The organism is Streptomyces sp. 8N706, from assembly GCF_052245415.1.
In the GTDB taxonomy this organism is placed as follows: Bacteria; Actinomycetota; Actinomycetes; order Streptomycetales; family Streptomycetaceae; genus Streptomyces.
In genome coordinates, this window is record NZ_JBQQBW010000020.1 from 1 (window position 1) to 26,065 (window position 26,065).

21 protein-coding genes and 2 pseudogenes are annotated in these 26,065 nt (G+C 72.5%); 11 read left to right on the forward strand and 12 right to left on the reverse strand.

From position 1 onward, the window contains the following. Positions 1 to 408, forward strand: a pseudogene (locus tag ACTWQE_RS10490) (hypothetical protein); the annotation flags it as partial. 133 nt (positions 409 to 541) lie between these two features. Here the strand turns inward: ACTWQE_RS10490 and ACTWQE_RS10495 are convergent. Next, the gene (locus tag ACTWQE_RS10495; RefSeq protein ID WP_443328587.1) at positions 542 to 1,840 is read right to left on the reverse strand and encodes a GAF domain-containing protein; all 1,299 of its coding nucleotides are present in this window, start codon (positions 1,838 to 1,840) and stop codon (positions 542 to 544) included. A 256-nt stretch (positions 1,841 to 2,096) separates the two neighbouring features. Next, a complete protein-coding gene (locus ACTWQE_RS10500; RefSeq protein ID WP_443328588.1) occupies positions 2,097 to 3,761 on the reverse strand; it encodes an acyl-CoA dehydrogenase family protein in 1,665 nt (554 codons plus the stop codon). Positions 3,762 to 3,779: 18 nt separating this feature from the next. On the opposite strand from ACTWQE_RS10500, the gene ACTWQE_RS10505 reads away from it, so the two are divergent. Continuing rightward, complete coding sequence (locus tag ACTWQE_RS10505; protein ID WP_443328589.1) at positions 3,780 to 5,105, forward strand: YihY/virulence factor BrkB family protein; 1,326 nt, start codon at positions 3,780 to 3,782, stop codon at positions 5,103 to 5,105. 184 nt (positions 5,106 to 5,289) lie between these two features. Here the strand turns inward: ACTWQE_RS10505 and ACTWQE_RS10510 are convergent. The 3 genes and pseudogenes from ACTWQE_RS10510 to ACTWQE_RS10520 all read right to left on the reverse strand — a co-directional run bounded on the left by ACTWQE_RS10510 (position 5,290) and on the right by ACTWQE_RS10520 (position 8,243). Further along, a pseudogene (locus tag ACTWQE_RS10510) lies at positions 5,290 to 5,827 on the reverse strand (hypothetical protein). 393 nt (positions 5,828 to 6,220) lie between these two features. Further along, positions 6,221 to 6,991 carry a response regulator gene (locus ACTWQE_RS10515; RefSeq protein ID WP_443328590.1) on the reverse strand — a complete coding sequence of 257 codons (771 nt, stop codon included), beginning with the start codon at positions 6,989 to 6,991 and terminating at the stop codon, positions 6,221 to 6,223. A gap of 4 nt (positions 6,992 to 6,995) precedes the next feature. Beyond that, positions 6,996 to 8,243 carry a sensor histidine kinase gene (locus tag ACTWQE_RS10520; RefSeq protein WP_443328591.1) on the reverse strand — a complete coding sequence of 416 codons (1,248 nt, stop codon included), beginning with the start codon at positions 8,241 to 8,243 and terminating at the stop codon, positions 6,996 to 6,998. A 166-nt stretch (positions 8,244 to 8,409) separates the two neighbouring features. On the opposite strand from ACTWQE_RS10520, the gene ACTWQE_RS10525 reads away from it, so the two are divergent. The 3 genes from ACTWQE_RS10525 to ACTWQE_RS10535 all read left to right on the forward strand — a co-directional run bounded on the left by ACTWQE_RS10525 (position 8,410) and on the right by ACTWQE_RS10535 (position 12,302). Further along, entirely contained in the window at positions 8,410 to 9,678 is a 1,269-nt protein-coding gene (locus ACTWQE_RS10525; protein WP_443328592.1) for a glycosyltransferase 87 family protein, read from the forward strand. Between the two features lie 195 nt (positions 9,679 to 9,873). Further along, the gene (locus tag ACTWQE_RS10530) at positions 9,874 to 11,802 is read left to right on the forward strand and encodes an AlkA N-terminal domain-containing protein (RefSeq protein WP_443328593.1); all 1,929 of its coding nucleotides are present in this window, start codon (positions 9,874 to 9,876) and stop codon (positions 11,800 to 11,802) included. Further along, on the forward strand, positions 11,799 to 12,302 hold the full coding sequence (locus tag ACTWQE_RS10535; RefSeq protein ID WP_443328594.1) for a methylated-DNA--[protein]-cysteine S-methyltransferase: 504 nt from the start codon (positions 11,799 to 11,801) through the stop codon (positions 12,300 to 12,302). The genes ACTWQE_RS10530 and ACTWQE_RS10535 overlap by 4 nt, the downstream gene beginning before the upstream one ends. Positions 12,303 to 12,308: 6 nt before the next feature. Here the strand turns inward: ACTWQE_RS10535 and ACTWQE_RS10540 are convergent, their stop codons facing one another. Both ACTWQE_RS10540 and ACTWQE_RS10545 read right to left on the reverse strand, forming a co-directional pair. Beyond that, positions 12,309 to 12,680 (reverse strand): PPOX class F420-dependent oxidoreductase, encoded by a 372-nt coding sequence (locus tag ACTWQE_RS10540; protein ID WP_443328595.1) that lies wholly within the window; start codon positions 12,678 to 12,680, stop codon positions 12,309 to 12,311. Positions 12,681 to 12,851: 171 nt separating this feature from the next. Then, the gene (locus ACTWQE_RS10545) at positions 12,852 to 13,334 is read right to left on the reverse strand and encodes a DUF456 domain-containing protein (protein ID WP_443328596.1); all 483 of its coding nucleotides are present in this window, start codon (positions 13,332 to 13,334) and stop codon (positions 12,852 to 12,854) included. Between the two features lie 311 nt (positions 13,335 to 13,645). On the opposite strand from ACTWQE_RS10545, the gene ACTWQE_RS10550 reads away from it, so the two are divergent. After that, the gene (locus tag ACTWQE_RS10550; protein WP_443328597.1) at positions 13,646 to 15,220 is read left to right on the forward strand and encodes a protein phosphatase 2C domain-containing protein; all 1,575 of its coding nucleotides are present in this window, start codon (positions 13,646 to 13,648) and stop codon (positions 15,218 to 15,220) included. A gap of 74 nt (positions 15,221 to 15,294) precedes the next feature. Next, on the forward strand, positions 15,295 to 17,037 hold the full coding sequence (locus ACTWQE_RS10555) for a pyruvate dehydrogenase (RefSeq protein WP_443328598.1): 1,743 nt from the start codon (positions 15,295 to 15,297) through the stop codon (positions 17,035 to 17,037). A 223-nt stretch (positions 17,038 to 17,260) separates the two neighbouring features. On the opposite strand, the gene ACTWQE_RS10560 is transcribed toward ACTWQE_RS10555, so the two are convergent. Continuing rightward, positions 17,261 to 18,325, reverse strand: a complete 1,065-nt coding sequence (locus tag ACTWQE_RS10560) for a DUF2637 domain-containing protein (protein WP_443328599.1) — start codon at positions 18,323 to 18,325, stop codon at positions 17,261 to 17,263. 214 nt (positions 18,326 to 18,539) lie between these two features. After that, positions 18,540 to 19,373, reverse strand: coding sequence for a (2Fe-2S)-binding protein (locus tag ACTWQE_RS10565; protein WP_443328600.1), 834 nt, complete (start codon positions 19,371 to 19,373; stop codon positions 18,540 to 18,542). Positions 19,374 to 19,489: 116 nt separating this feature from the next. Here ACTWQE_RS10565 and ACTWQE_RS10570 point away from each other — a divergent pair, with 116 nt between their 5' ends. From ACTWQE_RS10570 to ACTWQE_RS10585, 4 genes are all read left to right on the forward strand, one after another. Continuing rightward, on the forward strand, positions 19,490 to 20,305 hold the full coding sequence (locus ACTWQE_RS10570) for a GntR family transcriptional regulator (RefSeq protein ID WP_443328601.1): 816 nt from the start codon (positions 19,490 to 19,492) through the stop codon (positions 20,303 to 20,305). A gap of 342 nt (positions 20,306 to 20,647) precedes the next feature. Beyond that, a complete protein-coding gene (locus tag ACTWQE_RS10575; protein ID WP_443328602.1) occupies positions 20,648 to 20,857 on the forward strand; it encodes a type II toxin-antitoxin system VapB family antitoxin in 210 nt (69 codons plus the stop codon). Then, the gene (locus ACTWQE_RS10580; protein ID WP_443328603.1) at positions 20,854 to 21,273 is read left to right on the forward strand and encodes a PIN domain nuclease; all 420 of its coding nucleotides are present in this window, start codon (positions 20,854 to 20,856) and stop codon (positions 21,271 to 21,273) included. The genes ACTWQE_RS10575 and ACTWQE_RS10580 overlap by 4 nt, the downstream gene beginning before the upstream one ends. Before the next feature lie 344 nt (positions 21,274 to 21,617). Beyond that, on the forward strand, positions 21,618 to 22,022 hold the full coding sequence (locus tag ACTWQE_RS10585; RefSeq protein ID WP_443328604.1) for a hypothetical protein: 405 nt from the start codon (positions 21,618 to 21,620) through the stop codon (positions 22,020 to 22,022). A 347-nt stretch (positions 22,023 to 22,369) separates the two neighbouring features. Here ACTWQE_RS10585 and ACTWQE_RS10590 read toward each other — a convergent pair whose 3' ends face one another. The 3 genes from ACTWQE_RS10590 to ACTWQE_RS10600 all read right to left on the reverse strand — a co-directional run bounded on the left by ACTWQE_RS10590 (position 22,370) and on the right by ACTWQE_RS10600 (position 26,013). Then, positions 22,370 to 22,858: an allene oxide cyclase barrel-like domain-containing protein gene (locus tag ACTWQE_RS10590; protein ID WP_443328605.1), complete on the reverse strand. Its 489-nt coding sequence runs from the start codon at positions 22,856 to 22,858 to the stop codon at positions 22,370 to 22,372. A gap of 470 nt (positions 22,859 to 23,328) precedes the next feature. Beyond that, positions 23,329 to 24,111: a hypothetical protein gene (locus ACTWQE_RS10595; protein WP_443328606.1), complete on the reverse strand. Its 783-nt coding sequence runs from the start codon at positions 24,109 to 24,111 to the stop codon at positions 23,329 to 23,331. 183 nt (positions 24,112 to 24,294) lie between these two features. Next, the gene (locus tag ACTWQE_RS10600) at positions 24,295 to 26,013 is read right to left on the reverse strand and encodes a PucR family transcriptional regulator (RefSeq protein WP_443328607.1); all 1,719 of its coding nucleotides are present in this window, start codon (positions 26,011 to 26,013) and stop codon (positions 24,295 to 24,297) included. Positions 26,014 to 26,065: the final 52 nt, after the last annotated feature.

Here is a 26,065-nt window from a genome sequence, read left to right on the forward strand (position 1 = left end):
GGCGTGCACACCGTCTCCGCCACCTGCGGCGGCAGAACGATCACCGGCGGCCGCTTCCGGGTCGTGCCGCCGCGCGGCGGCGGGGCCGCGCTCCCGGGCACGGGAGCCACACCTGACCGCAGGACGGAAGGCGGCCCGGAGCGCGGCACCGGAACCGCACCCGACAGCAGCCCCGAGGCCGATCCAAGCCGCAGCGCCGCGGCCGTGGCCCCGCTCCCCAGTACCGGGACCGCTGTGCCCGGTCACAGCGGTGCACCGGACCCGGACCACGCCGCCGAAGCCGCGGCCGGCGTCGGCGCCGACCGCGAGACCTCGGTAGCGGTGGCCCTGGGTGGCGGCCTCACGGCGGCGGCCGGGGCGTACCTCGGCTACCGCTGCGTCCGCCGCCGTCCGCGCCACGACGCCTGAGCCCGCGGACGCCGACCGCACCGATGCCCGGGCGACGGTGCTGGTACCTCACCGCGCCGACGCCCCGTCGCAGCACTGGCTGAGCGCACCGACTGCCGACCGCGCCGACGCCCGGGCGGACGGCTCCCGGAGCTCAGCCGCCGGGCGAGCGCGCCGCCAGTACCGCCGGGGCGGTCGAGTGCGGAAGCAGGTCGCACGGCTGTGCAGGAGCCAGGAGCTCCACCCCCACCCCGTCGGCGAAGCGGTACGGCCGGTGGTCCAGCACTCCCGCCAGCGTCCGCCGGACCCGGGACATCTCGGCCCGCACCGTCACCGTCCGGGTCGCGTCGCCGAACAGGTCCCCGGCCAGCTGCGCCGCCGTACGACCCTCCGGGCACCGGGCGAGAAGGAACAGCAGCTCCGCGTGGCGCGGCGTCAGCTCCTGGGTCCAACTGCCCGCTCCTCCCGCCACGGAGACCGTCCACCCCCGGGGCTGCCGCAGATCGAGCACGACCCGGCTCGACTCCGGGCACTGCTCCGGGCCGTCCGATCCGGGCGCGTCGACCCGTACGAGCCAGCCGTCGGGCAGCGGCTCCACCGTGCACATGCCGAGCGAGGGGAGCCAGTTCCGGCCCGGCCGGAAGACCTTGGGCAGCGGCACGCGGTCCACCGGGGGCATCCCCGTGACAGCCGCCGTCCAGCCGTTGCGGTCGACCACGACCGCCCGCCCCCCGATCCGGCACAGCATCGGTGCGGCCACCGCGCGCAGGCGTTCGACCGAGGTCAGATGGCGTTCCCGGAGCTCGCCCTCGGCGAGCCGGGCCACGGCGGTGACCAGGGCCATGGTCGCGGGGTGGACCGTGGCGGCGGGGCCGCTCACGTCGACCACGCCGAGCAGTCGCCCGTCCCGGGGATCGTGCAGCGGCGCCGCGGCGCAGGTCCAGGACTGGTGGGAGCGGACGTAGTGCTCGGCGGAGTACACCTGGACCGGCCGGCGGGCCACCAGTGCGGTGCCCACGGCGTTGGTGCCGACCGACTCCTCGGCCCAGCAGGCTCCCGGTTCGAAGCCGATCCCGTCGGCCTTCCTCCGCACCGCCTTGTTGCCGTCCCGCCACAGCACGGTGCCGTCGGCGTCGGTGACGACCATGATGTGCTGGGCGGCGTCGGCGACCGTGACGAGGCCCTCGCGCAGGGTCGGCAGGATGGTGGAGAGCGGTGAGGACTGCCGCCGCTGCTCGATCTCGTCCAGTGCGAGTAACCGGGTGCGCGCGCCCTGCTCGGGGTCCACGCCCAGCCGCAGTGTCCGCTTCCAGGACTCGCCGATCACCGGGCGAGGGGAGGCGGGTGGCCGGAGCCCGGCCAGTGCTGCCGCGCGTACTCCACTGAGCAGACGGGCGGCCTGGCGGGCGTCCACGGCCGCGAGCTGGGCCACGTCCAGCGGTTCCTTGGTCACGGTGTCGGTCTCCGAAAGCGACTGGTCCGATGGGCCGGCCTTCCCCCATGGTGCCGTTGAAAGCCGTAGTCCAGAAGGTACTTGGCTTTATTGGTGCAACGCGCCGCAACGTTTGTCCGCGGCCGTCCGTTGGCCGCAGAGTGATGTGCACGCCGCTGGATGCGCACCCTGTGCCGCTGAGGTGGCGTTCCCGGACGAGGGTGGTGCCGTGTCGGCGCAGCACCACCCTCGGCTCGGACGGGCGTTCCCGCGGGCCTCAGACCGGTACCCGCGCACGCTCCACGATCGACGCCAGGTCCAGGGTGTGCGGGAGCGTGCCGAAGGCCCCTCCCCGGTCGCGGCCGAGCCGTGAGGCGCAGAAGGCGTCGGCGACCTCCGGCGGCGCGAACCGCAGGAGCAGCGAGCCCTGCAGGGTGAGCGCCATCCGCTCGACGAGCCGCCGGGCCCGCGCCTCGATGCCGTTCAGATCGGCGAGTTCGGTCAGCACGTCCTTGATCGCGGCGTCCAGGCGGTGATCGGCGCCCCGTCCGCGGCCGACCTCGACGAGAAAGGCGTTCAGCGCGGCCGGTTCCCGCTGGAGGGCGCGGAGGACGTCGAGTGCCTGGACATTTCCGGCGCCCTCCCAGATGGAGTTCAGCGGCGACTCGCGCAGCAGCCGGGCCATCCCCCAGTCCTCGACATAGCCATTGCCGCCCAGGCACTCCAGCGCCTCGGCCACCAGCGGCGGGCAGCGCTTCGTGACCCAGAACTTGGCGGTCGGGACCGCCAGCCGCAGCAGATTCCGCTCGTCCTCGTCGCCGCCCTCCGCCGCGTCGTACGCCGCCGCCAGCCGCAGGGCCAGCGTCGTCGCGGCCTCCGACTCCAGGGCCAGATCAGCCAGGACGTTGCGCATCAGCGGCTTGTCGATGAGCGGGCCCCCGAAGGCACTGCGGTACGCGGCGTGGTGCACGGCCTGGGCGACCGCCTGCCGCATCTGTGCCGCCGACCCCGTCACACAGTCCAGGCGGGTCGCGGCGACCATCCCGATGATGGTGGCCACACCGCGGCCCTCCTCCCCGACCCGGCGCGCCCACGTCGTCCCGTCGAACTCCACTTCGGCCGAGGCGTTGGAGCGGTTGCCGAGCTTGTTCTTGAGCCGCTGGATCAGGAACGTGTTGCGGATGCCGTCGGGGAGGACGCGGGGCAGGAGGAAGCAGGTGAGGCCCCCGCTGCCGCCTCTGGCGGCCGAGGCCTGGGCCAGGACGAGGAAGCCGTCGGACATGGGCGCCGAGCAGAACCACTTGTGCCCGGTGAGGAGGTACTCGCCCTCGGCGTCCAGCGGCTCCGCGCGGGTCGTGTTCGCCCTGACGTCCGAACCCCCTTGCTTCTCCGTCATGCCCATGCCGAACAGCGCGCCCGGTTTCTCGTCCCGAGGCAGCAGCTCCGGCTCGTACACCCGGGAGGTCAGCCGGGGCTCCCAGACGGCGGCCAGCTCGGGGTCGGCCCGAAGCGCCGGGACGGCGGCATGGGTCATCGACACCGGGCAGCCGTGCCCCGACTCGGTCTGGGTCCAGACGAGGAACCCGGCGGTGCGCCGCAGGTGACCGTACGGCCGCGTCCAGGCGTCGGTCAGCCCTGAGGAGATGGCATGGCCGAGCAGCCGGTTCCAGGCGGGGTGGAACTCCACCTCGTCGATGCGGCGGCCGTAGCGGTCGTGCGTCCGGAGCACCGGTGGATGCTCATTGGCCTGGGTGCCCCACTTCTGTCCCTGGGAGGAGCCCGCCGCGCGTCCGAGCTGGCTCAGCTCCCGCCGCACCTCCTCGAGGTGCTCGGCGCCGGTGTGGCGGGCCACGCCCTCCGAGAGAGCCCGGTCCGCGGCGAAAACGTCGTACCCGACCAGGGGCGGAGCCTGGTTGGTCACGGTGTGTGTCGAGGCTGCCATGACAGATACGTTAAGGAGGTGCCAGCAGCAGAGTCATCCCCCAAGCGGTCCACGGGCCGCCTCCGCAGGGCCCGGGCGCTCTACCCCCATGTGCCGAAGCGCAAGGTGGCCTGGCTGCTGCTCAAGGACACCGTGAACTCCTGCGTGGAGTACCGCATCGTCGGGCTGGCCGCCGAGGCGGCCTTCTTCACCCTGCTGTCGCTGCCGCCGCTGTTGCTCGCCCTGATCGGCCTCCTCGGCTACCTCGACTCCTGGATCGGCACCGAGACGATCGACAACATCCGGCAGAACATCCTCACCGCCTCGGGCACGGTGCTGTCCGACCGGGGTGTGGAGGAGATCGCCCGGCCGCTGCTCAACGACGTCACCCGCGGCGGCCGGCCCGATGTGATCTCGCTCGGCTTCGCCTTCGCCCTCTGGTCCGGCTCCCGGGCGGTGAACGTCTTCATCGACACGATCACCGTGATGTACGGGCTGGACGGCAAGCGGGGGATCGTCAAGACCCGGCTGCTGGCGTTTGTGCTGTACGTGGTCGCGCTGGTCATCGGAGCGGTGGCGCTGCCGTTGATGGTGGCGGGCCCGGACGCGGTCATGGACGTGCTGCCCTGGAGCGGGGCGCTCGTACGCATCCTGTACTGGCCGGTCGTGCTCGTGCTCTCGGTGGTTTTCCTGACCACGCTCTACCACGTGTCCGTACCGGTCCGTTCGCCGTGGGAGGAGGACATTCCGGGTGCGCTCGTCGCCCTGACGATGTGGGTGATCGGCAGCTTCCTGCTCCGCATCTACCTCATCAACACGGTGGAGGGCCCGACCATCTACGGCTCGCTGGCGGCACCCGTCGCCGTGCTGCTGTGGATCGGTGTCTCCGCCTTCGCGGTGCTGGTCGGGGCCGCGGTCAACGCCGCGCTCGACCGGGTGTGGCCATCGGTCGCGACGGCGGCGGCGCGCGAGGAGAACGCCCGGGCGCGCGAGGCGGCGGCCGCGGAACTGATAGCGGCCGCCGCCCAGCGCGCCGTCCGCACCCGCGGGGACGACGGGGACGACGGGGACGACGGGGACGACGGGGACGAGGCCGGGGAATGGGACGAGGCCGAGGACGGTCCGGACACGGAGCCGCCGTCGGAGTATCCCGAGCGGTGGGCCCAGTTCCTGCCTCTCGAGGATGTGCGCTCGCGTCTGCACCTCAAGCGGCAACGGGACGAGCGCGGCGGGGGCGGGAGGGAGCCGGGGGAGGCCGACGGCGGGCAGGAGCCCAGTGCGAACGGGCACGAGCCCGGGGAGAGCGCGGGCGGGGCGGAGCCCGCGGAGTGCGAGGACGGACACCGGGCCCGAGGCCGCCACTGAGGCCGGGCCGGGCCGCTCCTCAGAGGCCGGGCCGGCCGACCGGGAGCCGGGCCGCCGCTCACCACGGGGCGAGGCCGCCTACCACGGGGCACCGCCCCTCACCGCGGACCGCTGCCCCTCACCATGGGCCGCCGCCCTTCACCGCGGGCCCGGCCCGGAGAGACTGGACCCGCCGCTCATCGGTTCACAGCTCCGGCCGCCACGGGACGACCGTGAAGTCCCCGCTCTCCACCTTCTCGTACGGCGCGGAGCTCACGCACTTGGGCAGATCCTTCGCCTCGCGCGGGTCACCCGTGGCGGCCCAGCTGTAGCCGAGGCGGTCCTTCCTGCCCTGGTCGTGGACGGTGAAACCGACCCGCTTGCCCTTCAGTCCCCGGCAGATCGCTCCTGGTGACGATGCCGGTGGCGACCGCGACCCTGCCGCCGGATATCAGGCAGTCGATCCTTCCCTCGGCGAAGGCGCCCTGGTCCCCCAGGTAGTGGCTGAAGCGGAAGGTGCCGCGCGCGTGCTCGGGCTTCCCGTGGGCGTCGAAGGAGAAGTGGATGTCGTCCCCGGCGGACCGGTAGAGCTTCGCGGCCCCGGTCAGGCTCGGCTCCTTCAGCGGCCAGGAGGTGTCACCGGAGTCCGCGGAGGCGACCGCCGGTCCGGTGGCCACGGTGGCCATCAGCAGTGCGGCTCCCACCGCGGCGGCACGGGTACGAGCAGAGGTGAAACGGCTCATGACAGCCCCTCAGGCGTCTGAAGTGAGGTCGTTCGACCGGTGTGTCCGGACGGGAACCAGCCTCCCGTGGGACCGCGGGGGCCGCGTCGCGCCGCGGAACGATCACACTCCGCCGTTTGGCGGGAACCGTCCACCACGCGGCTGAGACCTCCGGAGTACGAACCGTGCGACCGCGGGCTGACACTCCCGTCCGGCGTGCGGCCCGGCGCGTTCGACGGCGTCGTGTACGGCGGACCGGCCCGCGTGCCCGCAGAAATGGGTTGGCACGGCAGGACACGGTCGGCTGAGGATCCGCACCATGCCAGCCGCGACAGCTGGTTGCGGGAGTTCTTCGTGAGGTGGATGGTTTCCCCTCCGAAGTGTTCCCATGAGCCTGTTGTATTCAGCAGAAGCTCACCGAGCTCTTCGGCAGGCGAGTCCGATCTGACGTTCCACCGTAGGGAGAGCCTCGGCGGCAGCTTTTATCCGCGCCGGCGCGGACTCATGGGAATACGGTGGTGAGGTTCCGGATCCGGGGGTCACCAGGCCCAGTTCGTAGGCCGCGATCACCGCTTGGGCGCGGTCGCGCAGATTCATCTTTGCAAAAAGGCGGTTGATGTGCGTCTTGACCGTGTGATCCGTGATGGTGAGCCGTTCCGTGATCTCGGCATTGGACAGGCCCTGTGCGATGAGGATCAGGACCTCCACCTCGCGGGGCGTGAGTTGCGTGATATCGGGGACGGGCACGTGGTGTCGTCGCTGATGGGCGAACTCCGCTATAAGTCGCTTGGTGATCTCGGGGGCCAGCATCGCTTTTCCCTCGGCGACCACCCGTACCGCGTCGAGCAGTTCGGGGAAGGTGGCGTCCTTGAGGAGGAAGCCGCTGGCTCCTGCGGCGAGCGCGTCGAAGACGTACTTGTCCAGATCGAAGGTAGTGAGCATCAGGGCCTTGGTGGCGCCGTCGGCCTCGGCGAGGATGGTGCGGGCAGCCTGAATTCCGTCGAGCTTGGGCATACGGATGTCCAATAGGGCTACGTCGGGGCGGTGTTCGGCCGCGAGCCTGATGGCCTCCTCGCCGTCGGCCGCCTCGCCCACCACCTCGATGTCGTCCTGCGTTGACAGCAGGTTCGCGAAACCGGCCCGCACCACTGCCTGGTCGTCGGCCACGATGGCCCGTATCGTCACTTGGCTACACCTCTCGCGCATCGTCAGGCGCCCGACGCGGCGGACGTTGCTCACCAGCATGATCTGCCAAGCCGGACGGCGTTGCCTGCACCGGGAGATCCGCCTCGATGAGAAAACCGCCGTCCGGGCCGGGCCCGCTGGTCAGCCGGCCGCCGAGCACGGTCGCGCGTTCCCGCATGCCCCCCAGACCGTGTCCCGTTCCGTTCGCCGCGCCGGCTGGGCCCGGGCCGTCGTCGAGAATCCGCAGGCCGACCCGGTCCTGCCGGTAGGCGAGGTCCACGACCACACATGCGCCCGGCGCGTGGCGGCGGGCGTTGGTCAGCGCCTCCTGGACAATGCGGTAGACGGACAGCTCCACGGACGACGACAGGGCGGGGCGGGGCCCCTCGGTGCGCAATTCCACCTTTCCGCCGGTGGAACGGTGTGTTTCCAGAAGATCGTCAAGTGAGCCCAGCGTGGGCTGCGGCGCGACCGAGGCTTCCTCGTTCGCGTCCTTGCGCAGGACGTTGAGCAGATGTCGCAGCTCGGTCAGGGCCGAGCGGGCGGAGCCGGCGATCTGCTGAAAGCTCTCACGGGCCTGCGGGGACAGGCCGGGTGTGGTGTACGTGGCGCTCTCGGCCTGAACGGCCATCACCGACACCGCATGGGCCACGATGTCGTGCAGCTCACGCGCTATGGCAACCCGCTCCGCCTCCACCGCCTGCCGACGCTCCATGGCGATCAACTGCCGCTGCGCGGCTTCCCGCTCGCGCCGTGACTCCTCGCGGCTGCGCACCGCGTCGCCCGAACAGACTGTCGCTACGACCGCGACCGACACCACGAACGCCTCGGTGAAGTACGACAGCGATCCGTCGGAGCCGATGGCGGGTGCGCTGCCACCGAGGTCGTACACGCCGAGGGCGATGTGCCCGACGTTGACCAGCAAGGACCCGACGACCCCGGCGGCCGCGAGGAGTACGGGGTGCATCACGCGGTGACGGGCCAGCCCATACATGCCGACGATCCCTGCGACGGCCACAGAAAGCAGCAGTTCGGAGCGGAAGAGGAAGTTCAGCAGCGCGGCCGCGACGACGATCAGGCCGAGCCACGGATACCTGTGGCGCCACACAACGGGGACGACCACGACGGGGAGGGTGGCCAGGACCGTCGCGGAGGTGATCCGGGTGCTGATGACCTCGGAGGCAGCAATGCACACCAGTGCCACACCACTGACGTACGGGTAGGCGGGCGAGCGGAGCCATGGGGGACGCATGCTCTCAATTGTTCGCCCAAACGAGTCCTGCTCACGTCACCGCAGGGGTTGATACCGGGTCCTCCTCTCATACCAGTGGTTGACCCCGGTCATCGCAGCCACGTTTGACGACCCCGTGTATCTCCCTTCGCAGACTGCTGAGTGTCACGACGCGTGGGGGGATCGCATGAATGGACAGGGGCTGCTCGAAGCGGCATCGGCTGTGGACGCCATCACTCGGCGGCGCCGGTCGCCGGTGAGGCGCACATCGCCACGGTGGGCGGCCATCGGTTGGACCGCGTGCTCGACGTTCGCGCTCCTCCTGGCCATCGTCTCGACACTCGGCCCGCACCGGGTGTGGGGGGCGACGGCGGCTGTCGGATACGGCGTTGCCGCGCTCCTGGCGTACCGACGGCCTCGCTCCTGGGACAGTGCAAGCGCGTTCGCGGCCGTCGCCGGATCGGTCGCAGCGCCCTTGTTCCTCCTCGTGGCCCAGGGAGCGGCACAACTTGAGGTCGACGTCGTCGAGCGCTCCGGTGAGCTGCTGCTGGAGGCGGGGAGCCCGTATGTCGAAGTTCCCCTGGGCCTCGAGGACTACAACCCCTACCTGCCCGGCATGGCGATCTTCGGCGTGCCGTATGCGCTCTGGGGTGACGGAGCACTCACCGATGCGCGCCCGTGGTTCGCCGCGGTCTTCCTGGTATCCATGGCCGCCGCGGCCCGTATCGAGGGTCCCCGGCGGCCGCGATCCTCGGCCCGAAGCCATGGCCTGCTGAGGCTCGCCGCTTTTCCGGCGGTAGCCCTGCCCCTGGCGGTCGGCGGTATCGACCTGCCGGTGATCGGCCTGATGTGCTTGGGCCTGGCGCTCGCCTGCCGGGGCTCGGCGGGGCGCGCGGGGCTGGCCGTGGGCGCCGCGGCTGCGCTGAAGTGGACGGCCTGGCCACTGCTGCCAGTGGTCCTGGTCCTGGTGGCGGCGACCCGGGGCGGGCGGTGCGCCTTGCGCAGCGCCGGAGCGGCCGCCGCCGTGCTTGTCCTGGCCGTGATGCCGGTCCTTGCGGCCCACCCCCACGCCTTCGTCGAGCACCTCGTCCTCTTCCCGCTGGGTGAGGGCGACGCCCCCTCCCCGTCGGCGAGCCCGCTGCCGGGACACCTGCTGGCCACTTACGTTCCCGGTGGCTCGGCGCTCGCTCTGGCGGCGCTGGCCGCCGCGGCCCTCGCGATGGGCATCACCGTGCTCGTACACCCGCCGAGGACCGTCATCGCGGCCGCGGACCGGCTGGCCCTGGGACTGGGCCTCGCCATGTGCCTGGCTCCCGCCACGCGCTTCGGATACGTCGTCTACCCGCTACTGCTGGCCGGTTGGTTCCGTCTGACCCATCGCCACCTGTCCGAGCCGGGAGGTTCGATGCACACCTCGTCGCGATACCGGACGGGGACGGTGCCCACACCCGCCTGACCGGGCTGCTGGGGGGCGGGTGATGCGCCCGGGCCGCGGTGGCTGGCGTGTGGCGTGGCCACCGCGGCGCCGGCGGATCGAACCGCCGTCCTCAGCGCGATGTCATGGTCGGAGCTCGCAGCCGCCAGCGCCGGAGAACGTCGCGTCCGATTTCCGCCGGTCGCCGGTCCCGTGATGCCGGAGACTGGAGGGGTGATGGACGAGGACACCAGGTACGAGGCGGTGCGCGGCCGCGATGCCCGCTTCGACGGGGAGTTCTTCTTCGCCGTGGCGACCACCGGCATCTACTGCCGTCCGAGCTGCCCCGCGGTGACCCCGAAGCGTCGGAACGTTCGCTTCTTCCCCACGGCGGCCGCCGCACAGCGCTCCGGCTTCCGGGCCTGCCGGCGGTGCCGCCCGGACGCGGTGCCGGGCTCCGCCGAGTGGAACGTACGAGCCGACCTGGTCGGGCGCGCCGTACGGCTCATCGGCGACGGCGTCGTCGACCGCGAGGGGGTGGCGGGTCTGGCCGTACGGCTCGGTTACAGCGCCCACCAGCTTAAGAGGCAGCTCACGGCCGAGCTGGGCGCGGGGCCGATTGCCCTGGCACGCGCCCAGCGGGCCCACACCGCCCGCGTGCTGCTCGAGACCACCGACCTCCCGGTCACGGAGATCGCCTTCGCTGCGGGCTTCGCCAGCGTCCGGCAGTTCAACGAAACGATCCGCGACATCTACGCGGCCTCCCCCAGCCGGCTGAGGAAGGCGTCCGGCCGCGCCCCCGCACGCGGCACGACACCGCTCAGGACGAAGCCGTACGGGGGCAGCGCGCCCGCCCCCGCGGAGTCCCGGGTGGGGCCGTCCGCCGGTGGCGGACCTGCCACCGAGCAGGCCGGGGCCGAGTCGTACGGGGGCCACGGGCCCGCTCCCGCGCCCGGCCGGGCATCGCCGTGTGCGGGTGGCGGACCCGCCGCCGAGCGGCGCGCTCGGGCGGCGGCCGACCACGCCGCCCAGCTGGGTATCCCGCTGCGGCTCGCCCACCGCGGGCCCTATGCCGCGCGGGAGATCTTCGAATTTCTGTCCGCGCGGACGGTCCCGGGCGTCGAGGAGATGCTGGGCGAGCCCGGAAACCGCCTCTACCGCCGTACGCTCGCCCTCCCGCACGGCGTCGGCATCGCCGAAGTCGCCGAGCGGGCCGGACCGGGGGACCGGCGGTCCGGCCGCCGGACCGCCGGCTCGGACCGGGCGGGCGGCAGCAGGGACGCCGTACGACGCCGATCGGAGGACGACGCGCCGCGGGACGCCTCCCGCGGGCCGTCCGCCGACGGGGGCTGGCTGGAGTGCCGGCTCCAGCTGGGCGATCCGCGCGACCTCACCACAGCCGTGCAGCGGCTGCGGCGGCTGTTCGATCTCGACGCCGACCCCTACGCCGTCACCGAGCGCCTCGGCGGCGACCCCGTCCTCGGGCCGCTCGTACGGGCGCGCCCGGGACTGCGGTCACCGGGGGCTGCCGATCCGCACGAGATGGCCGTACGGACGGTGCTCGGGGAGCGGCCGTGGCCGGACGGGGAAGGGAGGCGGGCCACGGGCGCGCTCGTCGAGTCGTACGGAAAGCCGCTCGCCGCTCCCGACGGAGGGCTCACCCATCTCTTCCCCCGGGCCGAGCAGCTCGCCGGGGCGCCCCTCGACGAGCTCGGAGTGTCCGGCCCCCGCCGCCGCGCGCTGCGTACTCTCGCCGCCGCGCTCGCGGACCGTAGCATCCGGCTCGACCCGGGGGCGGACCGCGACGCCGCCGAACAGTCCCTGCTCGCCCTGCCCGGGATCGGCGCGGCGACAGCGGCGCTCATCAGGATGCGGGCGCTCGGCGACCCGGATGTCCTGGTGCCGCACGGGATCGCCGTAGCATCCGAGCCGTCCGGGTCACCCCAGCCGTACGGGCCACCTGGACCGTACGAGCCACCTGGACCGTACGAGCCACCTGGACCGTACGGGCCACCCGCGCCGTACGGGCTGCCCGGAGCGTCCGGGCCCGACCGCCGCGGCGGGGTGGATCCCCGCGCCGCCGAGAGCTGGCGGCCCTGGCGCTCCTACGCCCTGCACCATCTGCTGCTCGCCGCCGCCCCGACCACGGAGACCGATGGACCATGACGCTCTACACCACACTGGACAGCCCGCTCGGTGAACTGCTGCTGACCGGTGAGGAGTCGGTCACCGCGCCCGGCGGCACCGCACTCGCTTCGCTGACCGTGCCGGGGCAGAAGGGCGGCGCCGGGCCCGGCCCGGACCGGCGGCGCGAGCCTGCCGCGTTCGCGGAGGCCGAGCGGCAGCTGAAGGCCTACTTCGCCGGTCAACTCCGCTCCTTCGAGCTGGAGCTCAGCGCTCGGGGTACCCCTTTCCGCGAGCGGGGGTGGGCGGCGCTCGACTCCGTCCCGTACGGCACCACCACCAGCTACGGCAGCATCGCCGCGCGGATCGGGGCCCCGCGTGCCGCCGTCCGGGCGATCGGCGGGGCCATCGGGGCGAACCCGCTGCTGATCGTCCGCCCCTGCCACCGTGTCATCGGGGCCGACGGGACGCTCACCGGCTACGCGGGCGGCCTCGACCGTAAGCGGACGCTGCTCGCTCTCGAAGGGGCGCCGGCGTTGTAGCCGCTGTCACGCCGCGTCGAGGCCCCAGCTGAGGATCTTGCGCGGGTGGATCCTGATGACCTGCTCGCTCACGAACGCGCCGAGGTCGTGCGGCTCGGTGAGAAGCTCGGCGTCGCCCCGGATGTCCACCCCGCGCACCACCCAGGGGTCGATGCCGGCGATATCGTCGACGACCAGGGCGACCTTGGGGTTCGACTGCAGATTGCGCCACTTCTTGGAGGTGCCGAGGGAGTATCCGCCGATCAGGATCGTGCCGTCGTCCTGCGGGAAGAACCCCACGGGATTGGCCTGCGGCTGCCCCTTCGGGTCGACGGTGGCGAGCCGCCCGATGCGCTGGGTCCGCAGGTAGGCGCGCTCGGCTTCGCTGAATTCGGTCATGAGTCCAGCGTGACACCGCTGTCTCCCCGACCGCATCGTGCGAGGGGCCTACGAGGGACTACGAGGGAACCAGCCCGAGGTGTACGGGTTCTCAGCCTCCGGGCTCCGGCGTGCGCGCCCCGGGGGAGCGAGCCCGGCCCCGCACGGCAGCTCCCGCCCGCGGCCGGGGGCTCAGCCGGAGATGACGGCACCCGTCCAGGCGCCCACCACCAGCAGGCAGGCGAAGAGTTCGATCAGTACGCCCAGGCCGATCGCCCGCATCGCCGTACGGGTCGAGGCCCATGCGGCGCCATGGCTGCCGAGCCGGATGCGTTCGGCACCGTAGACGCCGGCCACGAAACCGAGGGGTGCGCCCAGCACCGGCACCACGAAGAAGCCGGCGACCCCCGCGGTGCCGCCGATGTAGAGGGTGCGCCAGGGCACCCCGGAGTCCTTCATATGACGGGCGGGGAGCAGCAACTTGAGCGTCTGGTTGAGCAGCAGCAGGGCTGTCGCTCCCATCAGCAGCCACCAGGCAACGGCCGTCTTCTCGGTGAGCGACCACCACAGCACTCCCGACCAGACGACCGGCGGCCCCGGTGCCCCGGGGACCAGCACGCCCAGCAGGCCGAGCAGCATCAGCAGCCCGACCGCGACCAGCTGCCAGGTCCCCATGGGCCCAGAGTGCCGGAAGCCACGCCGGTGCGCTTCCCGGTGGTGCCCTCCGCGGTGGCGGTGGCCTGCTGACCTGGGTCGCAGCAGGTCAGCGGGAGCGCGGGGCCGGAGCGGGCCGGGTCGGCAAGGCCGGCTGGGCCGACTGCCGCACCGGGTCCCGGCCCGCCCCCGCGCGGCTGCCGGGCTGTCGTCGCCGGACACCCGGCCGCGTACGAATGCCGGGCGGCCGTCAGGGGGTCACGAAGGCGGGCCCGACCGGGGTCTGTGCCAAGTTGCCTTCCCGAACGGGCGTGCACGTGGACAATTGAGGGATGAGTCAGCCCGGGGAGCGGTACGGCCACGAGGACGACTGGTGGCGGGAGTTGTACGACGAGGATCCACCGGATACGGGCCCCGCTCCCGCCGGGGACTCGCTGGACGACCGCTTCGACTCGGCGTCCCGCACGGTCGGCTCGCCGCCGGGCGGCCCCGTGCCGGACCCCTCGGAGCGCGGCCCGTACGCGGCCGGTTCCGCGGATCTCCCGCAGCGTGCCGCGGAGGAGGGCGAGTGGTGGCAGGGCTCCCCGTCGTTGCCCGATGCCGGCAAGCCTGCCGGACCGGCCCCCGAGGAGTGGCCGGAACCGACCTGGCCGCCACCGGGCGGCAGGGCTCCGGCCGGCGACGCCGGCCGGCCCCGGCCCGGACAGGAGCGATTCCCCTCGCCCCCGCCGTCCGCCGGACCGCGTCCGTCACCGGACGAGTCGTGGCCGACCGCCGGGCCGGAGTCACCACCGCACGGGCCCCCGCACTCCGCCCGGCCGGAGCCACCACTGCATGGACCCCTGCCCTCCGCCCGATCGCGGCAGGCCCCGGATGAGCCGTCGCCTGCCCGGCCCTCGGCGCCCGCCCGGCCCTCACCGCCCGGGCGCGGTCCTGACGACGATGAGCCGGCGTCGGTGTACGCGGACGAGCCCACGGCGCTGCCTGCGGCCGATCCGGGTGATCTCGACGACCTCGTACCGGACACCGTGCTCGACGGCGCCCGGTACGGCTCCCTCGCGCTGCGGGCCGTCTCCACCCGGGGTCAGTCCGCCCGCCATCGCGGTGAGCCCCGCCGCGACGCCCTGCTCACCGCCCGGTTCGGGAGCGGTGACCGGGCGCTGCTGCTGGTCGCCGTCGCCACGGGTACCCGGGCCGCCGAGGGCGCGCACCGAGCCGCGGGCGACGCCTGCCGCTGGATCGGTGCCGCCGTCGGCCGCAGTCACGCCCGGCTCGCCGAGGACATACGGGCCGGGCGGCGCGGCGCCCTGAAGGCGGGGCTGCACCGGCTCACCGACCGGTCGTACGGCCGCCTCCGCGCCCGCGCCGGCGAGTTGGGGCTCGCCCCGGCCGACTACAGCGCGACCCTGCGCTGTCTGCTGCTCCCGGCCGACCCCGCGTGCCGTGTCCGGGTGTTCTTCGGGGTGGGCGAGGGCGGGCTGTTCCGGCTGCGGGAAGGCGCCTGGCAGGACATCGAGCCCGCCGTACGGGAGGCGGACACCCGCGGCGGCCCCGTCGTCGGCTACGGATCCGCCGCGCCCGAGCAGCCCGACGCCGGGGACCGGCTCACCGTCGATCTGGGCGTGGTGGCCTCACCGCCGTCCGGCGGACCGGCCCCGGGAGAGCCCGCACCGGCTGCGGAGCCGTTCCGTTTCCGGGCCTCCGTCGCCTGCCCGGGGGACACCCTCCTGCTCTGCAGCGCGGGTCTGGCCGCTCCGCTGCGCGGTGAGCCCGCGCTCGCCGGGCTGCTGGCCGAACGGTGGGCTCCGGACTGCCCGCCCGGCCTGCCGGCCTTCCTCGCCGACCTCCAGCTGCGGGCCCAGGGGTACGGCGACGATCGCACGGCTGCCGCCGTCTGGGAGGCGTAACCGCTCCGCCCGTGCATTGATGGGACGAGGGCTGGACGAGGACCCCCGACCGGACGCGAAGGGTGTGCGCAGACATGGCCAAGCAGACTGTGGCGGAGCAACTCGTCGACATCCTCGCGAGAGCCGGGGTGCGCAGGCTCTACGGCATCGTCGGTGACAGCCTCAACCCGGTCGTGGACGCCGTCCGCCGGCACCCCGCCGTCGACTGGATCCAGGTCCGCCACGAGGAGACCGCGGCCTTCGCCGCCGGTGCCGAGGCTCAGCTCACCGGCAGGCTCGCCGCCTGCGCCGGGTCCAGCGGCCCGGGAAACCTGCACCTCATCAACGGTCTCTACGACGCGCACCGTTCGATGGCTCCCGTGCTCGCCATCGCCTCGCACATCCCCAGTACCGAGATCGGCACGAGTTACTTCCAGGAGACCCACCCCGACCACCTCTTCCGCGACTGCAGCCACTACTGCGAGCTGATCTCCAACGTCCAACAGATGCCCCGTGTGGTGCAGACGGCGGTCCAGCACGCGATCGGGCGCAGCGGCGTCAGCGTGCTCTCCCTCCCCGGTGACATCGCCGGCCGGCAGGCCCCGGACAGGCCGATCGAGCACGCCCTGGTCACCTCGCGGCCGACCGTACGCCCCGGTGACGCGGAGATCGACGAGCTGGCCCGGATGGTGGACGACGCGAAGACCGTCACGCTGTTCTGCGGCAGCGGGACGGCCGGTGCCCACGCCGAGGTCATGCGGTTCGCGGAGCGGGTGAAGTCCCCGGTGGGCCACGCACTGCGTGGCAAGGAGTGGATCCAGTTCGACAACCCGTACGACGTCGGGATGAGCGGGCTGCTGGGCTACGGGGCGGCGTACGAGGCCACCAACGAGTGCGATCTGCTGATGCTGCTGGGCACCGACTTCCCCTACAACGCCTTCCTGCCGACGGACAAGAAGATCGTGCAGGTGGACGTGCGGCCCGAGCATCTCGGCCGGCGTTCCCAGCTCGACCTCGCGGTCTGGGGCGACGTCCGGGAGACGCTGCGCAGTCTCACCCCGAAGGTGACGGTGAAGACGGACCGCAGGTTCCTCGACAGGATGCTCAAGAAGCATGCCGACGCACTCGAAGGGGTCGTCAAGGCCTACACCCGCAAGGTGGAGAAGCACGTCCCGATCCATCCCGAGTACGTGGCCTCGGTGCTGGACGACGAGGCCGCCCCGGACGCGGTCTTCACCGTGGACACGGGGATGAACAACGTCTGGGCGGCGCGCTATCTCACCCCCAACGGCACCCGTCGGGTGATCGGTTCCTTCACCCACGGCTCGATGGCCAACGCCCTGCCGCAGGCGATCGGCGCGCAGTTCCTCGACCGCAGGCGCCAGGTCATCGCGATGGCGGGCGACGGCGGGTTCTCGATGCTGATGGGCGACTTCCTCACCCTGGTGCAGTACGACCTGCCGGTGAAGGTCGTACTGTTCAACAACTCCGCGCTCAGCATGGTGGAGCTGGAGATGATGGTGGCCGGCCTCCCCGCGTACGGCACCGGCAACCGCAATCCGGACTTCGCCGGGGTGGCGAACGCCGCGGGGGCGTACGGCATCCGTGTCGAGAAACCGAAGCAGCTCCACGGCGCGCTCAGGGATGCCTTCAAGCACAAGGGCCCGGCGCTGGTGGACATCGTCACGGATCCGAACGCACTCTCCATCCCGCCGAAGATCAGCGCGGAGATGGTGGCGGGCTTCGCGGTCTCGGCCAGCAAGATCGTGCTCGAGGGCGGGGTCGGCCGGATGGCGCAGATGGCCCGCTCCAACCTGCGGAACATTCCCCGACCCTGACGGCCCGGCGGCGGGACGCTGCGCCGTACGGGTGGAACACGTGCCCGAGTGGAATGCCCGCTCGCCCGCCACGGAATGTCCCACCGTGTCGACTGTTGCGCCGCGGGGGACCGCGGCGACCGTCCTCCCCTGATGCCCGGCACCGTTCTCCCGGCGGTGCCGGGCGTTGCCTCGTGGTGGCCCACTTCGCCCCGCACCGCCCGATGAGGTCCGTCGGTCCGACTCAGCCGAACTGCTGCTCGAGGTCCTTGAGTTTCCGCTCCAGGGAGTCGAGCCGGGGGAGCGCCAGGGTGTCGTCCTCGGCGGTGAGATCGACCGTCCGCGGGCGGGCGGAACGGCCGCCGGCCTCGCCCTCACCGCCGTTCATGGCCTGCAGGGACGGACGTGAGTGCACGGGCAGCGTCACCTGCTCGACTATGGCAGGTTCCGCGATCTGAGGGGCGGCCGCGGCCGTGCCCCGCGCCTCCACCTGGCGTCCGCCGCGGCTCCGGATGCTCAGCCGCTGCTGCCGGCTGATCGCCCGGTAGTGCGCCCGCTCCCGCTTCTCCTGCTCGCGCCGCCGCCTGCGGTTCTCCTCCTTCTGCCGACGGTCCTCGCGGACCTCCTCCACCGCCTCGTCCAGGGTCCGTACCCCCTCCAGCAGCATCAGCGACCAGGCACCGAAGGTCTCCCGGGGGGCCCGCAGCCAGCGGACGATACGGATCTGCGGCAGCGGCCGCGGTACGAGTCCCTGCTCGCGCAGTGCCGCCCTGCGCGTCTGCTTCAGCGCCCGGTCGAAGAGGACCGCCGCGGACAGGGACATCCCGGCGAAGAAGTGCGGGGCGCCCGCATGGTCGATACCGCGGGGCGCGTGCACCCAGTTGAACCAGGCGGCGGCACCCGCGAACGTCCACACCAGCAGCCGGGAGCCGAGCGCCGCGTCGCCGTGGCTCGCCTCGCGGACGGCGAGGACGGAGCAGAACATCGCCGCGCCGTCGAGCCCGAACGGGACGAGGTACTCCCAGCCGCCGGAGAGATTGAGGTTCTCCTGCCCGAAGCCGACCAGCCCGTGGAAGGAGAGCGCGGCGGCGACGGCCGCGCAGCAGAACAGCAGGACGTAGGAGGCGGTGCCGTACACCGCCTCCTTGCGGCGGCGGCGCTCCTCGCTGCGCTCCCAGCTGTCGGCCGGCGCCGTGCTGTCCTTGCCGGCGAGCCGGCCGCGGGTGACGACCACCACCGCCCCCAGCATGCCGACGAGCAGCAGCGCGCCCGGAAGCAGCCAGCTCAGCGATATGTCGGTCATTCTCATCAGGGGCCCCTTGCCTCGCTCCCGCCACTCCCGTGCCGTGCGGCACGTATCGGCGCCATCTTGGCGGAATCCGCCCTTGCCCCAAGAGGTTTCGGGCCAAGAGGGCGCCAATGGAGGCCCGTGGCATACGGATAGGGCGAAACAGCTCGAACTCCCTTACGGAGAAGGGGTGTTACGTTCGAGAGCGAGCCCCGGACGAGTGCTTCGGATCCCGTCAGCTTGCGGTGAGCCGGGCGACACGATCCGCGTCACAGGTGCGCGGGCACGTCACGCAGGTGTCCTCGGGCCGCAGCGTGTAGAAGAGGCAGCAGCTCGCCCGGTCACGGGTCGTCAGCGCCTCGCCGCACGGGCCGGTCAGCTTCCGGAACGCCGAACCCCCGGTGTACGGCAGGGTGGAGCCGGGCAGCAGCCGCTCCAGCTCGCTCATCGCCCGTGGCTCCTCGCCGAGGAGATGGCCGACGTACCACAGGCCTTCGACGATCTCATCGGTCGCCATGGCCCACAGGGCCCGCCGGCCGCGGCGCATCCGCGGCCGGAAGCCGTCGAGCACCGGAGCCAGGTGCTCGGCCACCGCTTCGCGCACCTCCGCGCGCAGGGCCGCCTCGTCGGGCACGACCCGGGCGTTCGGCAGTGCGGCCGCCGGGTCGTCCGGCAGACAGGCGAAGTCCCGGACCCGGACGGTCATCCGGCCCGCGGTGCGCTGGTAGGACACCTGGCCCACCGGCACCCGGGGCACGCGGCGGAGCAGGAACCAGGGCACGGTGAACAGAAGACAGGCCGGCCAGGCGTACCGGTGCAGCCCGAAGCCGGCGACGACATCGGGGCGGGCCCGCTGTCCGTAGTCCCGGCGGACCTGGGTGTCGTCCCAGGCGAGGAAGGTGTCGAGGGCCGGTCCGCCGGCGGCGAGCTCGGTGGCCGTGACCCAGCCGCCGCCGGAGCGTGGTGGCTCCTCGGTCACGCGCAGCCCGGGGAACACCTCGGCCAGCCGGGCGTAGGCCGTGGCGACGGGGGAGGAGGCAAGGGCCGGTACAGCCGGTGCGACGGACATGCGGGGACCACCGAATCGCGATCGTTAGCAGGTAAGCCTTACCTTACCCGATCTCAACGAGGTGTGACCGTGGCCCCGTCCCGCCTATGGTTCTCGGAAACGTCAGGAGGACCCTTATGGAGCAGGCCGGAGCCGAGGCCGCCGCGCCGCGCCTGCGTGAGCGCGCGGCGGAGCCGGAATTCCCGCTGCCCAGGGCGGGTTCACCCGTCCGTGCGCCCGGGGGACCCGCCGGGAGGCAGGCGGCCCGGGGTGAGCACGGTCACAGTGAGCCCCCGGCGCCGGGGTGCTCCCCGCCGCGCCGGCTCCCGCAGCGCCACTCCGTACGCGGTCAGGTCCTCGACGCGCTGCGCGGCGCGCTGGTGAGTGGCGAGCTGGTCCCCGGCGAGGTGTACTCCGCGCCCGCCCTCGCCGAGCGGTTCGGTGTGTCGGCGACCCCCGTACGGGAGGCGATGCAGCAGCTCGTCGCCGAGGGCGCCGTCGAGACCGTCCCCAACCGCGGTTTCCGGGTGGCCCGGCGCAGCGCGCGCGACCTCGCCGAGCTCGCCGAGGTCCGGGCCCTGCTGGAGGTGCCGGTCATGCTCGCGCTGGCCCGTACGACACCGCCGGAGATCTGGGAGGGGCTGCGTCCGCTCGCGGCCGAGACCGTCGCCGCCGCGGCGCGCGGTGACCGCGTCGGCTACGCCGAGTCCGACCGCGCCTTCCACCACGCCCTGCTCTCCCTGACCGGCAACCGCCAACTCGCCCTGGTGGGCGACGAACTGCACCGCCGGGCGCAGGGACCGGTGGGGGACGGTTCGATCGTCCGCACGGCAGATCTGCCGGCCGACGCGGCCGAGCACACCGCGCTGCTCGACGCGCTGGCCGCCCAGGACCTCGCCGTCGTCGAGCAACTGGTCCGCGAGCACTCGGCCGGGGCGCGCCGCAGGCGCTGATGCCGCCCTGCACCCTCTCCCGTGGGGAGCGGTCGGCGCTTGCTGATTCAACTGTCGGATCGGCCAATGGCCGTAGTTCTTCTTGTACGAATCCGATGTTGCTCGATCTTTTGCAGTCCCCCAGGATCCCCGAAACCCCGCCGACGGGCGGGGTGCGACGGGATCCTCAGGAGGAGCCATGGGTCGAATGGCCGATAGGCCGCCGACCTCACCAGCATGGGCACGCTCACGGTGCGGGGACCTGCCGCGTATGGGGGCATTCCCGTCCCGCCGTCCCTGACTGGCCTGCGGCACGGCTTTGCGGATATCCTCAAAACTGGAATGGATATCCAGGAGGTGCGTGTGACCAAGACCTTGATCGACGTGGATGAGCAGCTGCTGGCCGACGCCGCCGAGGTACTGGGTACCACCACGAAGAAGGACACGGTCAACACCGCGCTGCGAGAAATACTGGCCGCCAAGCGCAGGGCTCTGGCTCTCGCCGGACTGGCGGCCAGGGCCGACGCGGGAGAGTTCGACGAACTGCTCGACAAGAAGACCTACCGCCGGTGAACGCGGCGCGCTACCTGATCGACACCAGCGCACTCGTGCGAGTCCTGAAGCAACCGGCGCGCGACCAGTGGGAGAAACCCCTCTCCGAGGCCCTCATCGCCGTGTGTCCCGTCACCGAGCTCGAATTCCTCTACAGCGCGCGCTCCGCGGAGGACCGCGAGGAGATCGTCGAGGACCTCAGGGCACTGTTCGGCTGGGTCCCCGTGGACGACCGGGCTTACACCAGGGCCTGGGCAGTGCAGCGGGAGTTGACTGCTCTGGGCCGCCACCGCTCCGCCGGGCCTGTCGATCTCGTCGTCGCCGCGACCGCCGAGCTCCAGGGCCTCACCCTGCTCCACTACGACCGGGACTTCGAGACGATTTCCGGGGCCACGGGCCAGGCGACCCAGTGGCTGATGCCTTCGGGGTCGCTCTAAGGCCTGTCGTCAAACGGCCTCCTACCGCGGGAGGCCCACCATGCGTGACGTACCTTGACTTCTGCTGTGATGGTCAGGGCACGCAGGGGCCAAGTCTCAGGGGGACGCGTGGCGGTCGGACAGGTGGTCCGTCGAGGTGTTCGGCTCGGCGTGCGCATCGGACTTGTGCCGGCGATCATCTTCGGCTCCGTATGGCTCATTGCCGCCGCGATGTGGCTCATCACCGGAACGCACCAAGGTGCCCTGCAGGGTCTCATGCATGGCATGACCGCGGTAGGTGGAAGTATGGGGGTCGGCGTCCTGCTCGGTGCCGTGACCGGTGGTGCACTTGCGCTGTCACCGGAGTGGCTTGCCGCTCGGGCCCCGCTGCGGGGACTGCTTGCCGGAGCCATCGCAAGCACGATGTTTTCCACGGACATGCAGAACTCGACTACGCCCAGGGCCTGCTCTACACCGAGGCAGGCCACCACAAGGCGGCTGTGCCGTTCCTACGCGCCGCCCTCGCCCATCAGGACCGCACGTACGGCCGGAACCGTGCCCTGTACCGCCTCACCCTCGCTCGCAGCCTGGTGCAGGCGGGAGAGGCAGACGAGGGTGCCTGCGAGGCAGTCGGCAGCCTTGAGCACTTGACCGAGGTGGAGTCCGGCCGAGTCGTGCGCCGCCTGGTCGAGGTGCGCGGGCTGCTCGAGGGCATCGACGCTGCGAGCGCTCGGGAGTCCGTAGACGCACTGACCGAGTACGTCCGATGAAAGGCAGGTCCATGGCCGAGGTGACGTATCAGCGATGGGACAGGGCCGGAGCGGGCGAGCAGCTCGAGGTGTTTCTCCCGGCCTACGAGGAGGTGTACGTCGACCCGCCGCGCTCCGCCCGGCACCTCGCCTCAGATGCGGGCGGAGAGTCCTGCGGATGCGATCACCCTGTCCGACCCGCGTCCACGGCGCGGCTGAAACGCGGAGGGCTCCTGCCGAATTCAGCAGGAGCCCTTTTCTGTACGGGTGCTGAACGCGCTGCCGTTACCAGCTGCCGTCACCAGCTCTCTCGGTCTCGAACGGCTCCGGCCCGGCCGGGGAATTCAGCCGGTGGCGCGACCACCGTCTCAGAGGATGAGGCGGACAGTGAGCTGCGTGTCCGTCGGGTTGAGGAGTTCGGCGTGGATATCGCCGCGAGCCGTCCGGTAGGCCTTCGTGCCTCCGGTGATCGCCAGATTGATGTCGCCGGGGCCGGCATTGGTGACGGAGATCAGCCCCTGCGCGGTGAGCTGTCCCCGGGGCAAGGTGAGGGTGACCACACACTGTTGGTCGAACTCGTCATTCGGGGCGGTCCGGGTCAGTGTGCAGACCCCGCCCTCGGTGCCGACCTTGGTGCTCCCACGGTAGAGGTCCGCGCTGGTGACGAACTCGTCCCCCTGGCTGGGGCCGGGGTCGCCCACGTCGACGTAGGAAAACTGAGTCTGTTTCGCGACCAGCTGGAAGATGAATGTGCTGGCTTTCGTGGACGGTGTCGCGGCCGGTGCCGAGGAGGCACCTGCGAGAACGGCGGCGAGAGCGGTGGCCGTGCCCAGGCCGAGAAGTTTGAGATGGCGCATGGTGTGTCTCCGAATCAAGTGTCCGGTAGCCCCTGCCAGTTCGGGGGCCGATCCTCACCCAGGATGAGGTGGCTTACGCAATTCAGTGACCGCCATCCAGGTGAATATGGTGAATCATCACCTTCGCGAGTGAATGGTTCACTTGACGACGAGACCTCCCACTCGATATTGAGCCAATTGGCCGGTTGCTGAACCGCCGCGCGCAGTCGGCGCGGCGGATTCAGGCCCGTCGCGGTGGCCGAGGAGGCAGGGGGAACAGCCCGGCTGCCATGTCCCGGGAGTCAAGGAGGGCAGGCCCGTGACCGGGGTTGCCGGTCGGGGATGCTGTGCGGCGTGCCAGCAGGTCGCTGCGGCGATGTGGCCCGCGGCTCAGATCGATGTCCGCCCAGCTGCCCCGACGGAGGCCGGTCTTCCCGGCAGCGGCACGGCATCCGCAGCCGCAGTCGCAGCCGGTTGGCGGGCCCCGGGCGTTACGCCGCCGGTTCGGCGGCCAGTTGGGCGGCCAGCCAGGTCGGGACGCCGCCCAGCAGGCGGACCAGGCGGGCCGCCTCCGCGCGCAGGCGGGTGGCCTCCGGTTCCGGTTCGGCGTCCGCCAGGGCCGCCAGCGCCGGGGCCGTGCCGATCAGATAGCCGAGCTCCTCCCGGATACGGAGCGACTCGGAGAAGCCGTGCCGGGCCTCGGCCAGATCACCGTCGCGCAGCGCCAGCCCGGCCAGATGCCGCCAGGTGAAGGAGCACAGCAGCAGGTCACCGCCCGCGGTGGCGCCCGCGTGGGCGCGGCGGTAGGCCGCGCGGGCGGACTGCGGGCTGTCGGCGATGTGCTCGGCGATCAGTCCGCGCCGGAAGTCCAGCAGCGGGCGCCCCGGGGCGTTCGGAGCCAGCAGTGCCGCGGCGCGCCCGAGTGCCGCACGTGCCTCGTCGGCCCGGTCGCGCACCCCGAGCACCGTCGCCGCGTACGCCAGATGCCCTCGCTCGCAGGCCGCCGCGCCCCGCTCGTCGTCGCTGCTCACGACCGCTTCCGCGGCCCGTAGCGCCTCCTCGGCCGCGGCCCAGCCGGACGCGGTGAACATGCACCGTTCGACCAGGAGGACGGCGCGCTGGAGCGCCGCGGACGGGTCGTCGGCGGCGTACGGGGCGAGCAGCGCCGCGGCGTCGTCCCAGCAGCCGCGCGACCGGAGCCGCCACACCGCCACCCGGCGGGGGTCGTGGAGGTCCTCCGCCCCGGCCGACTCCGGCCGTTCCGAATGTGACATGGCGGTATCCGCCACATTCCCTCCCCTTGCGCGCCGTCGAGCCGGAAGCCGTTGCCGCATCTCAGCACGGATTCCGGTGCCGAGCCAAGAGGGGCGGGTGAACGGATTCACAAACGGCCCGGGAGGAAGCGGGGTTTCAGCTGAATCCCGCAGCGTGGGGTTCAGCCCGTCCGCAGGGTGGGTTCAGCTCATCCGCAGGGCCAGGAAGAAGTCCAGCTTGTCCTCCAGCCGGGCCAGGTCACGGCCCGTCAGCTGTTCGATCCTCCCCACCCGGTACCGCAGCGTGTTGACATGCAGATGCAGCCGTGCGGCGCAGCGGGTCCACGAGCCGTCGCAGTCCAGGAACGCCTCCAGCGTCGGGATCAGCTCGGCGCGGTGCCGGCGGTCGTAGTCGTGCAACGGATCCAGCAGCCGCGCGGTGAAGGCCCGGCGTACGTCGTCGGGCACGAAGGGCAGCAGCAGGACGTGCGAGGCCAGCTCGTGATGGCCCGCCGCGCACACCCGTCCCGCCCGCGCCGCCGCAACCCGGCGGGCGTGCCGGGCCTCCTCCAGCGCGCCGCGCAGGCCCTCGGCGGAGTGCACGGCCGCGCTGAAGCCCATCGTCAGCCGCCCGTCGCCGTCCAGGCCGCGGGAGAGCGGCTCGTCGACCGCCGCCAGCAGCTCGTCGGCGTGGATCCCGGCCACCGTCCCCTCGCTCCCGCCCTCGCCCTCGCTCTCGGCGACGGGCGGCAGCGGCACCAGCGCGATCGCCTCGTCACCGGTGTGCGCCACCGCGATCCGGTCCGACGGCTCGGTGCTGTCCGCCCGCGGATCGACGAGTATCTCCTCCAGCAGCGCCTGGGCGACCGGCCCGCCCTCGATGCCGGCGCCGTCCCACTCGACCCGGCCCACCACCACCTGCCAGTGCGGTGCGCTGCCCAGCCCCGGCAGCAGTACGGGCGCGGCGACCCGCAGCCGGGCCGCGACCTCGGCCGGCGGGGCGCCCGCCTGCACCAGCTCCAGCACCTCCTGGGCCAGCCTGCGCCGTACCGTACGGGCCGCGTCCCGGCGGTCCCGCTCGACCGCGATCAGCTGGGTGACACCGTGCAGCAGGTCGAGCCGCTCGGCCGGCCAGTCCCCGGCGTCCGCCTCCACGGCCAGCAGCCAGTCCGAGAGCACGGTCTCGCGTACGTCCCGGGGGCGCGCCGCGCCGCGACCCGCTCCGGCGGCAGGGCGGTCCCCTCCGCTGCGGATGGGGAAGAGCGAGTACGTCGCGCCCTGGGCGAGCAGCCGGTGGGGACCGCGCCGGCCGCCGCGCGTGGCCGCCAGATGCTCGCCCGCCAGTGAGGCGCACACCGAGGCCGGCAGCCCCGGGCCGGCGCCGTCCCGGCCGGAGCCGGCGATCCGCCGCCCGGTGGGGGAGAGCACCCACGCGCGTAGATCGAGATCGCTGCCGAGCAGATCGAGCACCACCTCGGGGCCGCCGCCCGAGGGCCCGGAGGTCATCAGCCGACGGTGCCGGTCCACCACCGCCGCCAGGTCGCCGGCGCGCTCACCGGAGACCTGCCGCACCACATGCTCGGTGATGACGGCGAAGGCCACCTCCTCGTCCACCGCGAACAGCGGCAGCCGGTGGCGGGCACAGGCCGCCACCAGGTCCTCGGGGACGGACCCCAGCTCGGCCTCGCCCGCCGCGAGCCCCGCGACTCCGGCCTGGACGAGGATGCGTACGAAGCGCTCGGAGTCCTCCGGCCCACGGCGCCAGGCGAGGCCGGTGAGCACCAGTTCACCGCCGGACAGATAGCGGCTCGGGTCCCGCAGATCGGTGGTCATCACACCGCGCACCGTGCGGTCCAGTTCCCTCTCACCGCCGAGCAGCCGCAGGCCGAGGGTGCCGGTCTCCAGCAGTGCGCGCAGCCGCATCGTCGCCGCCGTTCCGTTTCTGAGCCCGTCTTTCGTTCGAATCTACAAGACG